Genomic DNA, 15,989 nt, shown 5'->3' on the forward strand with positions numbered 1-15,989 from the left:
ATATTTCGTACTTCATGCGACATATCGTGCCAAAACGCTTCCACACCAATTATGCATGCTGACTCCTCCTACCAAGCACAGCCATAAAATATCTTTAAAAACATAAAGATAAATTATTTTCCCGCACAAAACTAATAACTGGCATAAGAATTGGCTATTAATTCCCGTAATACAATTTTTTGAATAAAACAGAAGTAATTTAATTCAATTTATATGGCAATTTAGCAGCATGAGAAATTATTTTAATCCACTGCATTTAAATACTTACTAGATGCCTGCATTTTGCACGGAACAAGTCATTAATATAAATATATTACCGCCAAATCTAATCAAATATAGAGGTATCAAGATGGAATCAATTAAATTTAAAAAGAGCATCGGTAGCGATTTTAAGAAGCTACCTACAAACCACGGTTGCCGGACTCGCAATGTCGCATTGGCTATCACATTGCTGCTCGGCGCCCATTCCGGATGGGTGTCGGCCGCAGCTTTTGACAGCAATATTGTAATTCGCGGTTCGGCCGAGTTTGATAGCCTCGGTTCCCCAGCCGATCCCATAAACGCCATCCAGACAGGCTCGCTGACCAGCATTATCGCCGGCTCTACTTCCACCACCACGCTGGTGGGTTCCACGGTCACTGGTCCTGACCCCTTGTCAGGCACCTTAAGCCAGATCGGCGACGGTTTTGGTATCAATTTAAACGCTAGCGGCACTGGCGGCGCCGAGCCCTCAAGCATCAGCCCGCTGTTCGGCGACTATACCTTTTCGATTGAGAACAAGTCTGCCGTGGATAGTTTTGTGGTGAACTTGCAATTCCAATACAGCCATCAAGTCGAAGCCACCGACACACCGCCGCTGAACAATGACGGCGAATTCGCACAGTCCATAATTGGCTTTTACAAAGCCGATGGCAAGGAACTGGCGTTTTCTAAAATTATTTCGGATCCCGTTCGCGGTAACGAAAAATTCATACCCAGTAATCCGAATACCAATATCGCTACCGGTAAAGGCGGCCTGGTATCCGACGTCGGCACTCTGCTGCTGTCGTTTCTATTAAACCCTGGCGACTTAATCAGCTTTGGCGATAGCAACCCCGATCTATTCATATTCGGCGGCGCGGACTCCGGCAGATTTTCGATAAATGCGTCCAGCCTGATTACAGTCGAGTCGGTCACCAAGCAAACCAACAACACGGTACCGGAGCCGGAAACCCTGTGGTTGCTGGCTATCGGCTTGATCTCAGTCCTTACCAGCAAACGCCGTCACTACGCTTTCAATTAATTTCAACTCAATTTAAAGGTACTCAACATGTCAAAAGCATTCAATAAACCACTCTTGAAACTCGCCATGATCGCTATCACCGGCTTACCAGTATCAGCCTCGGCTTGCGGTTCCGACCCCTTTCTCGGCGAGATTTGCACATTTAGCTTTAACTTTTGCCCGCGCGGTTATCTGGAGGCCGCCGGACAGACGCTGAGCATTGCGCAAAACACAGCCTTGTTTTCGCTGTTGGGTACGCAGTATGGCGGTGATGGACAAACAACATTTATGCTACCGGATCTGCGCGGCCGTTCGCCAATCGGGGTCGGACAAGGTCCGGGGCTATCGCCAATATCGATTGGCCAAGAAATCGGCATAGACTTTGTAACCCTACAACCAAGCCAAATGCCTTTACACTCCCATGGTGCGCAAACTTTTTTAGATAACGTTTCCGCTACGATTGACGCAGTAAGTACAGCCGGCAATAAGAGTACGCCCTCCGGCAATGTATTGGCGGCCTCGACATCGAGAGATAATATCTATTCAAGCGATGCCCCCAACGCTTCCCTAAAGGCAAACATCATAAAATTTACGGGTAGGCCAACCACTTCCGTTCAGCCTGCGGGACAAAGCCTGCCTTTTGATAACCGTTCACCTGCTTTGGGTATCACTTACTGTGTAGCCACACAAGGTATTTTTCCTGGCCGAAATTAACGGCTGGAATCTTATAAATCTGCCCTGTTAATCGCAAATAGTCTGAAGTGATATTCACGACACATAGTGCCCACGCAAAAAAGTGGGCACTATGTAGCTAGGCAAAACACGCTGCTGACTGAGCCACATGATCAACCCTTAGCCGGGTAAGCAAAAACCGGTTTACCCGAGTTTAAATCCCACAAAAAAACCGCCTGCACCGCTAACACCCCGGCTGGTAAACACCGCCAGCCGATCCAGCAAGAAACTGCCGGATTCCTTGGCAGCCTCTGCGGCTGAGCTAGCCGCATTTTCCAACGCCATATTGTTGATGTTGATAAGATCGTAATATTCGGCAACGAACAATATCGACACAATCGCCCCACCGACAAACAAGGCCGTGCGCAGCATTTTTTTGGCGAAATAGCCAATCGCCATTCCCAAAATAAACGGTGCGCCTAAATTACCCAGCAAAAAGGCTTCGGAAAAAATATCGTTGGATGCGTGTGTTTCAATGGCGTTATTCATAAAATCCAGTCGTAAAATGTTTAAAAATTTTCGACGATTTTATAACGAATCCGGCAACATAGAGCATTTACTGCGCAGCAACATCTAAGCCGCCTGCGACGCATAACACGGGCCGGCAAGCGCATCTGCCGCTATGGCTTGTAAGTCAATCACCCTATCCACCGAGGCGATAGTCTCCGGGCGATGGGCGATGATGATGCGGGTCAATTTCAGTTGCTGCACCGCACCGTTCACCAGTTTTTCGCGGGCCACATCCAAGTGGCTGGTGGCTTCGTCCAACACCAGAATTTTTGGGCGTTTGTATAAAGCGCGGGCCAGCAGCACCCGTTGTTTTTGGCCGCCGGACAACACCGTGCCCATATCACCGATCAGTGTGTTGTAAGCCATCGGCATGGTCATCACATCCTGATGCACCGCCGCCAGTTGCGCGCAGGTTTCGATCCAGGCTTGATCCGGCTCCGGGTCAAAAAAACAGATGTTGTCGGCAATCGAGCCGGCAAACAATTGATCTTCCTGCATCACCGCCGCCACCATATTGCGGTAATCGTGGCTGTCGATGCGGTTTAGGCGCACACCGCCGATCAGGATTTCGCCGGCACTGGGCTGCAATAAACCCAAGATTAATTTGGCCAGCGTGGTTTTGCCGTAACCGGACGGACCAATGATCGCCACCGACTCGCCTTCGGCAAAATCCAGATTCAGGTTCTTCAGCACCGGCGGCTCGGACGGCGCATAACTGAAATCCAGATTGCGGATTTGGATCGATGCCGCCAGTTGCTCGTGACGGGCACCACTAACATGCTCATCTTCGGCTTCCGCCAACGCAATATCGGCGACCCGTTCGGTGTGTAAGCCCAGCATTTTGAATTCGATGCCTTTTTCGATGAAGCTGCCCACCCGATGAGTGAACTGGTCTTTAAAGGACATAAACGCAAACAGCATCCCCACCGAAAAGCCGCCGTCCAGAATAAACAAGGCGCCTAGCCAGATCACCGCGATGTTTTCCACCCCAAACAACAAGCTGTTCAGGGCGCGGTAAATGATATTGAGCTTTTGCACGCGGATGCCGGCGTTGAAATGATCGACCATCAAATTTTGATACCCGTGCCGGCGTTGCAACTGGCGATTAAATAACTTCACGCTTTGCATGCCACGCACAGTTTCCAGCAGATTGGTTTGCTGCTTGGCGGCGCGCAGGATTTGCTCTTCGCTGGCTGCGCGTAATGGGGCGAACGACAACAAGCGCAATACTCCGTAAAGCAGCGCGGCCAAGCTGACGATAGCCGCAAGCTTCCAGCTGTACACCAGCATCATACCCAGTGTCACCAACGCCATCACGCCGTCAATAATCGCTTCCAGAAAGCTGGTGGTCAGGGTGCGTTGAATCACGTTTAAGGATTCGAAGCGCGAGACGATGTCGCCCAGATGCCGCTTCTCGAAGAAATTCATCGGCAGCTGCAATAAGTGTCCGAACAGATTGCTCATCATCTGCAAATTCACCGACGTACTGAGTACCAGCACCACCCACGAACGCAGCGCGGTAATGCCTATCTGAATCAAGGCCAGCAATAGAAATCCCAATCCCAATACCGTCAATAAATTGGTATCCCGGGCCACCACCGCGTTATCCACCACCAGTTGCATAAAAAAAGGCGCTACGATTGCAAACACTTCGATGGCTGCCGCCAATAAAATGATTTGCAAGGTAGCGCTGGAGGCACCGTTCAATCGGCCGATGAGGCGGGAAAGTTTGATTTGTTGACGTTCGGTTTTGGCGGTAAAAGCTTGGGTGGGCTGCAACTCCAAAGCAATACCGGTGAAATGTTTGGAGACCTCGGTATAGGGCAAATGCACGGTACCTTTGGCCGGATCGTGTATCGTCGCCACGCCGCGTTTGACCTGGGTCAAAACTACGAAATGATTGAAATCCCAATGCAAAATAGCCGGCAGGCTTAGTCTGCTCAGTTCGTTCAAATCCACCCGTACCGGCCGCGAACCCAGATGCAATTGGTTGGCGATCTGGATCAGATGATTCAAGGTCGAGCCTTTCAAAGACAGGGAAAACTTTTGTCTTAAACTGGCCAGATCCACCCGGTGCCCATGAAAATTGGCCACCATCGCCAGGCAAGCCAGACCGCATTCGGCTGCTTCGGTTTGCAGGATCAGCGGGGTCTTCCTGCGGCCGGAAAAGTCGAGGATATGTTGCATAGTCATGATTAAACCCGTCCTAGAATGCTGTAAAGAGGATCGAACACCCATTCGATCAGGCGGCGATGATCCAACCAAATATCCGCATCCAGCAGCATGCCGGATTGCAGCGGAATATCCTGGCGATAGGCTTGCACCGCTTGTTTATCGATCTCGACAGTGACCCGGTACACCGGCTCTTGCAAAGCCACCGGCAAATCGGCTTCCTTGGGGGTAATCAAGGTTTTGGCGATTTCGACGATACGGCCTTGATGACTACCGAAGCGTTGATAGGGAAAGGCTTGATAACGCACCGACACGGTCTGCCCCTGCTCGACAAAGCCCACCGCGCTGGACGGTACCAATAACTGGGCTTGCAATTTGGCACCTTGCGGCAGGATGGACAGCAAGGGATTGGCGGTCGTGGCATTTTGTCCCTGCTCCGCCAGGATGGTGGTGACGGTGCCGTCGTGCGGCGCGGTGATTACAATATTGCGGCGCGATTCGGATTCGGTGATGTTTTGCGCCAAACTCGAAATATTGCGTTCGATGGCCGCGCGCTGGTTTTTAAATTTCATTTGGCTACTGTCCGCTTCCAACTGCGCGGAGCGGATGTCGCGTTGTAAGGTCATCTGTACCCGTTGCAGGGCTTGCAGCTTGGCTTGGTGATCCAACCATTCATCTTGTTTTTGTTGGGCTTGCACGGCCGAAACGAATTTTGTGCTTAGCAACTGCTGATAGCGTTGCGAAGTTGCCGCGGCACCGGCCAAACGCTGTTGCTGGGTGTCTATTTCATTATTGACTTGTTGCAATTCGCGTTGCATGCCATGCAGTCTATCCAACACCGAACGGTATTGAATCTGATCGATTTGCTCTTGCTTCACCAGTTCGGTCTCCAGACTTTCCCGGCGTTGTTTCAGTTGTTCAATCGCCGCGGCCTGAGCTTGCGGGGTTTCCCGTGAACTACTTTCGGTGGATAACACGAACAACGTATCGCCGGCTTTCACGGCTTGCCCCTCACGCACGTGTTTTTCGATCAAGGTGCCGGCCTGCGGCGCATACACTTTGATTAATCCCATGCTCGGCGACAAATAACCATTCACATGCGATTTGCGGGTGTACTCGCCCCAAAAGGCAAAGGCGACCAGCAGCAAAGCGCTGCTGACGGCTAAAGCGGTGAGAAAGGCAAACGACAAGGATTCCACGTGAATAACCTCCCCTAAGGGCTTGTCTTTTTTAAAGTCCAAGGCTTGTTGTCGAAATAACTCATGTTTCATAGCGCCGTTTCCTTCTCACCCTTTTTGACATTGCGACCAAAACCCTCAGAGAACGCCGTAGTCGGCTGCCCGCCGCATGTCTTCGGTCGGCTTGAGGTTATTGGTCACCACTTGCGGACATCTAAAACACGCCGAGCGGCCTTCCTGTAGCCACCAACGACAGTCGGCACGAATCGCGCACACCGGCAATTGCTCGGTGACCGTCGGCGTAAAACGCACGACTTTTTCAGCCAGCCGGCATTTGGACTCCGCTTCCGCGTAGTGACCGCAACCGGTGCAGGCGCACGGCGCGGAAAAGCGGAACACTTCCGCCGGACTGACCGGGCCCGCCAATTCGAGCAATTGCTCGGTCACCGGTTGCGGGGCTTGCAGATAAGCCATTTCCGGCTGATCCGCAGTGCCAGTCATCACCCCGATGACCTGGGCACCTTCCCATTCCGGCTGCGCGCTGGGACATAACACTGGGTTCTCCGAGGTCATGGCCTTATCAACCCAGCTGGGTTGCTCCTTGCAGGCCGCCCGCTAAGCCACCGGCCAAACCGCCGGCACCCTGATTGGTAATCACATTATTTAATCCTCTAAACTGATCGAACCAGGGGCCGCCGGCGATAATGCCTTTATTCAGCACCAAGCTTAACGAGGCGCCGCCGCTAACTTGATCCAGTTGCGCCTGATTCAATTCCACGCCGGCAGCCTCGCGGGCTTGCAAAGCGCGTTCTATACCTTGCGCGGCAAAGGCGGATAATTCATCGGCAGAAATTCGAGTGGTTTTGTTTGACATGACAGCTCTCCAAAAAATAAAAGATGACTTCAGGGAAGTGATTTAGCGCACAACCAAGCCAGCATTGGCTTTAATCACGAACGACCCTGGATTGATGACCGGCCAGAATTTACGGGGAAACTGACTTAAATCAGTGCCGACATCGACTAAACCGCCGGAAACTTGGCTGATTTCCTCAGGTTGCAACACCTTCAGAGCTTGATCTAATTTGGATTTTTGAGACATTGTCTTTCTCCTTAAAAAAGTGATGAGGCCGGCTCATAGCTGGCCCAACGACTGCGATACCGGCAGCATTGCTTACCGAACCACATCCCCATCTACCGGTTTGTGAACTTGAGCGGGTATTGATACTTTAGGTGTTCGCCACCCTGGAAAGCTGTGAAAAATTCCACTGCGAATGGCGGTAGTTTTTCATTCGACAAGGATTCGTGCCGCTATGGCGGCTACGCTAAAAGCGGAGCTTGGCTGGATGCGTAATTTGCGAAACTTTTTTACCGGCTAAATTTAAAGATCGTCTTCAGCATCTACAATTATTATCGCGGCCCTAAAATACCGCTGGCCTAAATGCCTTTGGGGTAAAGGCTCTATCGAAGGCTTAAACCGTTTCAGGCTTCGACGAATGCAGCCCAAACGGGGCAGCAGCGATAAATTGGGCCGATTTGCATGACAATGTCTTTGATACAAATGACGGCATTTATAGAATTTGGCGATTTTCGAGAACCAAACTGATCGGGAGCTGCCGCTTACGCAATTGCCCGAACTCGACACGATTCCAGCTTTGCAGCGTACTGCCCAAGATGCGCTAACAAGATCACTTCACAGCGATAGCCATTGACCAAACAACCATGAATAACGCGCCTTCACCCGCGAAACAGACAACGTTATCCGAAACAGTTGCTCCTTCATTTACCCGAGTTTTAATTTCCAATATCGTGGGTTTGGTGATGTTGCTTGGTCTGGCGCTGTTAATAGGCATGACTTGGCAAAGCGTCGCCAGCACCGAAGAAACCACCCGGCGGGAGGTGAAAGAAACCCTGGACCGCGCGACCGAGCGCCTGCAGATTTTGATTCGCGCGGCGGAGATGACAGCCGAATCCGCTGAACGTGCCGCGATAGCCCCGGAGGTAACGGGCGCCACTTTACAATCGACACTGGAATATTCGCTGGCGGCATTCGAACAACGCCCGGAATTAAGTTATCTGGGCATTTCCTTGGCAGCTTCAGGCGAATACGGCGCGTTGGAACGAACTGCAAATGGCGAGATTTTACTTTGGCTATTTCCGGGTGACCGCACGGAAGGCCCGCCTGCGCGAAAGTTCATATTGACCGAGCAGGGATTCGTGCTCCATCAACAGCTGTTTAACCAACACTACGATCCCCGCAGCGATGCGTTCTACGCAGCCGCTTTGCGCAGCCCGAGCGGCGACACCTGGGTTCCGGCTTACCGCTGGGCGGCGCCATTTACAGGCAACGAGCCTTTGTGGGGCTTCAGCTACGGCAAAGTGCTGAAAGATGCGGGCGGACGTTTGATCGGCGTTCTGGATGCTGACTTCGACATCCCGGCATTGAATAGCTTTCTAAGCGCCATAGGTACGGAATATCACTCCCGGTTTCAGGTCCTGGAGTTGGGAGCCGCTCCCCGCCTAATCGGCGATCAGTTGCAAGTAGGCCGAGCGCCGTTGCCCTTGCCTGCCGATTTGAGCCCTTTGCTGAATTTCACCGGCGAATTATTCCTAGACCGCATGCTATTGGAAGGCGAGCAACGCTGGGTTGCCGCCCGCCGCATGCCGCTGAAAGGCGGCATGTCTTGGTTGGTCATTACTTCGCGAAAAGTATCGTTTATCGAAGACATGCTGCGTCGCCAGTTGTATCAGGTGGGCGGTATGGGCGTGGCAATTACCGCAGGACTGGTGCTGGTCTCAATGCGCATGGCCCGGCGCTTCGGCAAACCGCTGGCGGCGCTGGAGCGCCGGGTCGCCGGCATCGGTCATACCGAACTGGAACCCCCGGCGGCCGCCACTTTCGCCACGAACGAGTTCCGGGAAACCCAAATTCTGGGGGAAGCCCTCGACCACATGGCCGTGGCCGTTAAACAACTGCTGGAAGCCAAGGAACAGCAAGCCGCTTCTCTGGCCTTAAAAGGCGCAATTTTCGACTCCACTCACACCGCAATCTTTAGCCTGGATCACCAATTGACCGTTATAGAATGGAACGCCGCCGCAGAACGTTTGTTTGGCCTGGCGCGTGAATTCATTCTGGGTAAGGCCATCACCGATGCTGTGCTTGCGCCCGACGGCCACGCTGATTGGGCCGAGATTCTCAGCACCACCGATTCCGGCGCGTTTCAATTTGTCGGCACCCAAGGCGTGTTCGACGCGGAATTGCGAGTGGCGGCTTTTACACGCAACGGTTTGGAAGTCCGCACGCTGTTTCTAAACGACATCTCGGAACGACAACGCGCGGATGCCGCGTTGCGGGAAAGCTTAGCCCGCTTCCACGCCGCCACCCGTGCGACCGGCGATGTCGTGTGGGACTGGGACTTCACCAGCAACAACATCTGGTGGAGCGAGAACTTTCAAATTGTGTTCGGCTACGCCACTGACGAAATTTTGCCTTCATTCGACTTCTGGGCCCGCCGCATCCACCCCGACGACCGCGACCGCGTGGTTGCACACCTTCAAGCCACCGTAGCCGGCAGCGAGAACACATGGTCCGAGGAATACCGTTTTCGGCGCAAGGACGGCAGCTATGCCGACTTGTTTGATCGCGGCCAATTGCTCTGTGACGACACGGGACGCGGCGTGCGGATGATAGGTGCCATTCAGGACATCACCGCGCGCAAACAGGCCGAGCTACAGATTCGCTATCTGGCCACCTACGACGGCCTCACCGGCCTGCCCAACCGCGACCTGATCCAGGACCGCATTGCCCAAGCCATCGCCCACGCGCGCCGCGCCGGCAATCAGCTGGCACTGCTCTATCTGGATCTGGATCGCTTCAAGATAGTTAACGACGGCTACGGCCATCCATTCGGCGACGCGGTGTTAAAGGTCGCCGCCGAACGGCTAGGCAGCCTGGTCAGGGACGGTGATACCGTGTCTCGCCTGGGTGGTGACGAATTTCTAATTTTGCTGACTGATTTAAATAAAGATAGCGATGCCTATTTCCTCGCCCAAAAAGTGGTCCGGCATCTTGATTGTCCGCTCCTGGTTCAGGGGCGTAATATCCATTTGTCCGTGAGCATTGGCGTCAGCGTATTCCCGCAGGACGGCGAAACCGCCGAGGCGCTGATCGACAACGCTGACGTGGCGATGTACCGCGCCAAGGACCTAGGCCGCAACACCTGTCAATTCTTCACCCGCGAGATGAGCGAGGAAACCCTACGCCGTGTCAATATAGAGACGCGCTTGCGGGAAGCGTTGGCATTGGGACAGTTTCAGTTGGCCTACCAACCCAAGGTCAACTTGAAAAACGGCCAAATTTCCGGCTGCGAAGCCTTATTGCGCTGGCAACATCCCGAAATGGGTGCGGTATCTCCCGCCCAGTTCATTCCAATCGCCGAGGACTCCGGGCTTATCGTGCCCATTGGCGATTGGGTGCTGCGCGCAGCTTGCGCTCAGGCAAAAGCCTGGACAGACGCCGGTTTGCCGCCGGTCTGTGTGGCGGTGAACATATCCGCACGCCAGTTTCTACAGCAGGATGTGATCAGTTGGGTGATGAATACGCTCGAAGACACCGGTCTACCGGCCTCTCAACTCGAACTGGAACTGACCGAGAGTTTGATCGCTCAGGATGTCGAGAAGGTCATCGCCACTTTTAGTCAGCTCCGGACCGCCGGGGTGAAGCTGTCCATAGACGATTTCGGTACCGGCTATTCCAGCCTCAGCTACTTGAAACGATTTCGCGTAGATACCCTGAAAATTGATCAATCCTTCGTGCGCGACATGCTCACCGATCCGGAAGATGCCACTATTGTATTGGCGGTGATTGCACTGGCGCACAACCTGGCGTTCAAGGTGATCGCCGAAGGCGTGGAAACCGAACAACACTGCCAGTTTCTGCGCGAACACCACTGTGACGAGATACAGGGCTATTACTTCAGCAAGCCATTACCGGCATCAGCATTCGAGGTCTTGCTGCGTACCGGCAAAAGCTGGGTATAAACGGCAGGCGCTTGGCGGGATGGGTTTTGCAAAGTTGAAGTTCGCCAATGCGCCGAGCGCTATTTCCGCTGCCGCCGTAAAAGGGGTATGTCTGTGATTTAATTGGCTGACAATCTGTGAAATACTTCACTATCATGACGCAAAATTAGTATGCTAGGCGTCAACTACAAACCAGACCGTTATCAAAAGCGGCACTCTACTAAACCAAGCGGTTATAGCCTCATCATGCAAGCAGAAGTCATCGCCAGTCTGAACCACATCCCCTTTCTCGCCGATCTGCCCGAGGAGGCTTTGGAAGCTTTGGCATCCAGGGCCAAGGTCATTAAATTTCCGAAAAAGGCCATGATCATCGCCGAGGGCGACCAGACCAGTTCGCTGTACATTATTTTGTCCGGCAAGGTGCGGGTGTTTGGCAGTAACGACAAAGACAAGGAGGTCACCTTATTGATTCAGGAGGCCGGCTCTTATTTCGGCGAACTGGCCTTGCTTAGCGACGAACCGCGTTCCGCCGCGGTGGAAGCCCAGGAAAAAACCGTGTGCGCGGTCATCGCCAAAACCGATTTCATCCACTGGTTGAAACTACACCCCGATGCGGCGATTGCCTTACTTAAAGTATTGGCTGAAAAAGTCAGATTTCTGACCGAGAAAGTCAAACAAATGGCCTTGTCGAATGTGTACGAACGTACCATTAAGGTACTGCAAGACATGGCGGAAAAGGAAGGCGACGTCTACGTGATTCATAACCGCCCGACTCAGCAAGAGCTGGCGACCATGGTGGGTTCATCTCGGGAAATGATTAACAAAGTGATGAAAGAACTAACCAAAGGCGGTTACATCAGCGTCGACGAAAAAACGCTACGCATCGAAACCACCCCACCGGCCGCATGGTGAGCTGCCTGTAGCGATTATCGGCAGCGCATGATCGCAACTGCACCTTGGGCCAATTGACAAAAATAAGAAAATCCCGAGCAAAGTTAATTATTACCTTGATCAGTTAGGGTTTCAGACTTTATCATCCGAAAAAAAACATCTTTCGGAGATAAAATGCGCTGCCTTGTGATTTGCTTCATGGTTTTATTTGCGCCAATGTGTTTGGCGGAAACCGATGCGACCGCGACAAGCTGTAGCGTGGAAAAAGCCGCCAAACTGGTTTCGCTGCAAGGCAGTTTATATTACGACGCCGGCGCGCAAGGACAATGGCAGCCGGCACAATTGGAGCAAACTCTTTGCGAAGGCAGCAGGGTTAAAGTCGAAACGTACAGCCGCGCATCTTTGTTACTTCCGAACGGCATCACGCTGCGTTTGGCCGAAGGCACCGTCTTGACCTTAAACGGCATCGCCCCCAGCCAGCCCACTTTAGTCGATTTACTGAAGGGCTTTGTGCATTTCATCAGCCGCACACCCAAGCAGTTACAAATCACCACACCCATCGCCAACGCCGGCCCGGAAGGCACCGAATTTGCACTACGCGCCGATGATGCCAGCGCCGAATTGTGGGTCTACGAAGGTGCCGTGCGCTTTTTCAATACCTACGGCGACATTCACCTGAAAGCCGGCGAAGCGGGTCAGACCTTGTTGGGCCAGGCTCCGCGCGCGCAAATCGATCTTAAGCCCGCCGATGCAGTGAATTGGGCTTTGTATTACCCGCCGCTATCAGCCTATGCGGAGCCGGACGCCCCGATAACCCCGGCTCTGCGTGCCGCGATTCAGAATTATCGGCAAGGCCGGATCGATTTGGCGCTAAGCAGTTTAGAGCGGACGCCACCAGTTGAACAGTCGCCGGAGTTTTTGAAAATCCGTGCAGCAATCAGGCTGACAGCCGGGCAAAGCCAGCTGGCGATGCAAGACATTCAAGCCCTACGCTCCGGCAACCCAAATGATGCAGAAGCTTTAGCGCTGGAGAGCATTCTGGCGTTGACCCAAAATCGCAAAACAGACGCGCTGAATCTGGCCGAGCGTGCAGTGACGGCAAATCCGCAATCGGCGACCGCTTACTCAGCACTATCCTACAACCAACAAGCCGGCTTCGAACTGGAAAAAGCCTTGGCAGCGGCGCAGCGTGCCAGCCAGTTGGCACCTGACGATGCGATGACTTGGGCGCGGCTGTCCGAGCTGCAATTGGCGCTGGGCTTGCGCGAAGAAAGCGCACAATCGGCGACTAAAGCCTTCATGCTCGACGCCAATCTGGAAAGAACGCAAACCGTACAGGGCTTTTCGCATTTATTCCGAGTAGATACTGCCCAAGCCATGCGGCATTTCGAATCCGCCGTCCAATTAGACTCTACCGCGCCTTTACCGCGCTTGGGCTTAGGTCTAACAAAAATCCGCAGCGGCGACCTGGAAGCCGGCCGCCGCGACCTGGAAATCGCCGCTATTCTCGACCCAAATAATTCCCTGTTACGCAGCTATCTGGGCAAAGCCTATTACGAAGAAAAGCGCCCCGCGTTGGCCGGCGACCAATTCGACCTGGCAAAACAACACGACCCTAAAGATCCAACACCGTATTTCTACGATGCATTGCTCAAGCAAGCCTCCAATCGCCCAGTCGAAGCAATGCGAGACATGCAACAGGCCATAGAACTGAACGAAAACCGTGGCGTGTACCGGTCAAAACTGCTGCTGGACGAAGACGCCGCCGCCCGCACCGCCAACTTGGCACGTATTTATAACGACCTGGGCTTCGGCCGAGTCGCGTTGAAGGAAGCCTGGAAGTCCTTGGGTCACGATGCCACCGATCCTTCGGCCCACCGCTTTCTGTCGGACGCATATATCGGCCAACCTCGATATCGAATTGCGAGGGCCAGTGAGTTACTACAAGCTCAACTACTACAACCAATTAATATCACCCCGGTACAGCCGCAACTTACGGCGGAAAATATCGGTATCTTAAATAATACCGGTCCGGGCACTCTGTCCGCGAATGAATATGACAGCCTGTACACCCGAAATGGCGCTCATTTAGTTGCCAATGGTGCCTACGGTAGTCGTAACACGCTGACAGATAACACGATTATCTCTGGTTTATACGATAAATTATCGCTTAGCCTAGGCCAGTTCCATTACCAAACGGACGGAATACGCATTAACGACGACTATCATCAAGATGTTTATAATGCTTTCGCTCAATATGCTTTCACCCCAGATTTTAGTTTGCAATTCGAATTAAAAACCGAAGACATTGAGACTGGTGATGTCCCTTACCGTTTAAACGGATCACACTCAACCAATCTTAGAAATGTCATCGCTCAAGATACCGCAAGAATTGGTAGCCATTACCGAATAAATAGCCAGCAAGATGTACTATTTTCATCTTTTTATACTACTAGAGAAACAACCATTAACAATCGACTTCCATTGACCAGAAACTTCGATGAATTAGATGATTTAATAGTAGACACAAAAAGCTATCAAACAGAATTACAGCACAATTTTGGCGGCGAACGTTTAAATATAACAACAGGAGCCAGCTATATAAACGCCGACAATAAGAGTGTATACAGCCAATTGGCAAAAAGAATAAGATCACCTTTCAATATCGTATTTTTAAACTCAACGTCCAGCAGTTTCTCCACAGAGTATTTCAATATTTACAGTTATTTTAAATACAGGCTGCCAAACAACATAAACGCAACTTTCGGGCTGAGTTACGATAGTTATGAAGAACCAACCTCCAAAAAATATCAATTAGACCCGAAGTTCGGCATCGTATGGGACGCAACCAATAGCGTCACTCTAAGAGCAGCGGCATTTCGAACAATCAACAGACCACTTACAAATAACCAAACCATAGAACCCACTCAAGTTGCCGGATTTAATCAATTTTACGATGCTAACAATGGTGCATCGGCTTGGCAATACTCATCCGGAATTGATTTTAAACTTACCAAAGAGGTCTTTGCCGGCGGGGAAGTCAGCTGGAGAGAGAGCCATCAAGAACTGATTGATTTAACAGCGCCTGAATACCGTGCAGCATTCAGCCGCAACGAATTATCTCACTTAGCCTATGCCTACTGGGCACCAAACGATTGGATCACATTCAAAAGTGAATACCGATTCGACAAAAGCAAAAGGTCACTTTTTAATAGCTCAGCAGACTCAACCAATCCAGTGGGTGTAAGCACTCATCAAATTCCGTTATCGATTAACCTATTCCATAAAATCGGATTATTTTCTAAGCTATCGGCTACATTTGTCGATCAAAGAGTCGCAGAAATCGCCCCATCAACCACTCCCATATCAGGCGTTTCGATTATCGGTTCAAGTCAAAATTTTTGGTTATTTGACACAGCGATTGGTTATCGCTTTCCAAAGCGTTTGGGTACCATTACATTCGAAGCTAAAAACATATTTAACAGACATTTTGCGTACCAAAGCGCTTTCGATGCGAGCGGCCCACAATTAAGCCCTTACATACCGGAGCGACAGCTATTTATACGACTGAGTTTTGTTTATTAATATGAGCCCTAACCAACCCCTAAAACCAACACAGGATAAAATCCATGATGAAACTAACCACTGCAATCTGCTTAATGACAAGTCTTTTTTTAACTTCTTGCGGAAAGACAGACCAACCCATTTTATCGCTACTCAAAAAAACCGTTGTCATCGCTGAAGGTGTTAACGCCAAAACCGACGAGTTTGTAGTTATTAACCCTCTGGATAGCAAACTACTGCCGCCTTGCGGAAAAACAACCCTCCCAACAGAGAATGAAAAAGATGTAAAAGCCCACGAAGAGGAATCAAAACGTAGTCAGAATAAAAGCTCAGACTGCCAAACCACTATCGCCAAAGTAAATGATGAAGTCTTAAATGCAATTAAAATCCAGGCCCCCATAGAAGGCGTGATCCTTAAAAACGGCAAGGAAATTCCCGCAAAATTCTTTGTTTCAGTCAAAGCTGTTTACGATGATCCCTGTACCACTATTTACGCCAACGGATATCAGTATCAACAATGCATAACGGATCAACAACTCGCTGATCTTTTAGACTAAATTAAATCATGCATAAAGGCTCCCCGGACATGCGGGAGCCTTTGTCAGAAAAATATTAACCTCAGTTGCAACAATAATCATATCTTTGAATTTTTTTATTACACTAAG

13 protein-coding genes and 1 pseudogene are annotated in these 15,989 nt (G+C 51.3%); 7 read left to right on the forward strand and 7 right to left on the reverse strand.

Annotated features, from left to right (window positions below; all coding sequences use genetic code 11):
• The first annotated feature begins 349 nt into the window (after window positions 1-349).
• Together ACWAU0_RS19715 and ACWAU0_RS19720 are read left to right on the forward strand one after the other, a co-directional pair.
• Window positions 350-1,282 (forward strand): PEP-CTERM sorting domain-containing protein, encoded by a 933-nt coding sequence (locus ACWAU0_RS19715; protein WP_458137650.1) that lies wholly within the window; start codon window positions 350-352, stop codon window positions 1,280-1,282.
• Window positions 1,283-1,309: 27 nt separating this feature from the next.
• A complete protein-coding gene (locus ACWAU0_RS19720; protein ID WP_205454198.1) occupies window positions 1,310-1,975 on the forward strand; it encodes a phage tail protein in 666 nt (221 codons plus the stop codon).
• A gap of 162 nt (window positions 1,976-2,137) precedes the next feature.
• Here ACWAU0_RS19720 and ACWAU0_RS19725 read toward each other — a convergent pair whose 3' ends face one another.
• The 6 genes from ACWAU0_RS19725 to ACWAU0_RS19750 all read right to left on the reverse strand — a co-directional run bounded on the left by ACWAU0_RS19725 (window position 2,138) and on the right by ACWAU0_RS19750 (window position 6,952).
• Window positions 2,138-2,482: an FUN14 domain-containing protein gene (locus ACWAU0_RS19725; RefSeq protein WP_033158788.1), complete on the reverse strand. Its 345-nt coding sequence runs from the start codon at window positions 2,480-2,482 to the stop codon at window positions 2,138-2,140.
• A gap of 84 nt (window positions 2,483-2,566) precedes the next feature.
• The gene (locus tag ACWAU0_RS19730; RefSeq protein WP_225892856.1) at window positions 2,567-4,696 is read right to left on the reverse strand and encodes a peptidase domain-containing ABC transporter; all 2,130 of its coding nucleotides are present in this window, start codon (window positions 4,694-4,696) and stop codon (window positions 2,567-2,569) included.
• A gap of 2 nt (window positions 4,697-4,698) precedes the next feature.
• Window positions 4,699-5,946 (reverse strand): HlyD family secretion protein, encoded by a 1,248-nt coding sequence (locus ACWAU0_RS19735; protein WP_033158789.1) that lies wholly within the window; start codon window positions 5,944-5,946, stop codon window positions 4,699-4,701.
• A 45-nt stretch (window positions 5,947-5,991) separates the two neighbouring features.
• A complete protein-coding gene (locus tag ACWAU0_RS19740) occupies window positions 5,992-6,426 on the reverse strand; it encodes a hypothetical protein (RefSeq protein ID WP_033158790.1) in 435 nt (144 codons plus the stop codon).
• A gap of 7 nt (window positions 6,427-6,433) precedes the next feature.
• Window positions 6,434-6,727, reverse strand: a complete 294-nt coding sequence (locus ACWAU0_RS19745; protein ID WP_033158791.1) for a hypothetical protein — start codon at window positions 6,725-6,727, stop codon at window positions 6,434-6,436.
• Window positions 6,728-6,769: 42 nt separating this feature from the next.
• The gene (locus ACWAU0_RS19750) at window positions 6,770-6,952 is read right to left on the reverse strand and encodes a hypothetical protein (protein WP_033158792.1); all 183 of its coding nucleotides are present in this window, start codon (window positions 6,950-6,952) and stop codon (window positions 6,770-6,772) included.
• Between the two features lie 620 nt (window positions 6,953-7,572).
• On the opposite strand from ACWAU0_RS19750, the gene ACWAU0_RS19755 reads away from it, so the two are divergent.
• The 3 genes and pseudogenes from ACWAU0_RS19755 to ACWAU0_RS19765 form a co-directional block, all read left to right on the forward strand.
• Window positions 7,573-10,890 (forward strand): bifunctional diguanylate cyclase/phosphodiesterase, encoded by a 3,318-nt coding sequence (locus ACWAU0_RS19755; RefSeq protein ID WP_458137651.1) that lies wholly within the window; start codon window positions 7,573-7,575, stop codon window positions 10,888-10,890.
• Window positions 10,891-11,115: 225 nt separating this feature from the next.
• Window positions 11,116-11,781 (forward strand): Crp/Fnr family transcriptional regulator, encoded by a 666-nt coding sequence (locus tag ACWAU0_RS19760; protein WP_033158819.1) that lies wholly within the window; start codon window positions 11,116-11,118, stop codon window positions 11,779-11,781.
• Window positions 11,782-11,976: 195 nt separating this feature from the next.
• A pseudogene (locus ACWAU0_RS19765) lies at window positions 11,977-12,348 on the forward strand (FecR domain-containing protein); the annotation flags it as partial.
• A gap of 6 nt (window positions 12,349-12,354) precedes the next feature.
• On the opposite strand, the gene ACWAU0_RS19770 reads toward ACWAU0_RS19765, so the two are convergent.
• The gene (locus ACWAU0_RS19770) at window positions 12,355-12,489 is read right to left on the reverse strand and encodes a hypothetical protein (RefSeq protein ID WP_458139248.1); all 135 of its coding nucleotides are present in this window, start codon (window positions 12,487-12,489) and stop codon (window positions 12,355-12,357) included.
• A 24-nt stretch (window positions 12,490-12,513) separates the two neighbouring features.
• Here ACWAU0_RS19770 and ACWAU0_RS19775 point away from each other — a divergent pair, with 24 nt between their 5' ends.
• Window positions 12,514-15,345, forward strand: coding sequence for a TonB-dependent receptor domain-containing protein (locus tag ACWAU0_RS19775; protein WP_458139249.1), 2,832 nt, complete (start codon window positions 12,514-12,516; stop codon window positions 15,343-15,345).
• 44 nt (window positions 15,346-15,389) lie between these two features.
• Window positions 15,390-15,881, forward strand: coding sequence for a hypothetical protein (locus ACWAU0_RS19780; protein WP_458137652.1), 492 nt, complete (start codon window positions 15,390-15,392; stop codon window positions 15,879-15,881).
• The last annotated feature ends 108 nt before the right edge of the window (window positions 15,882-15,989 follow it).

It is taken from the genome of Methylomonas sp. Uni0009, assembly GCF_054188105.3.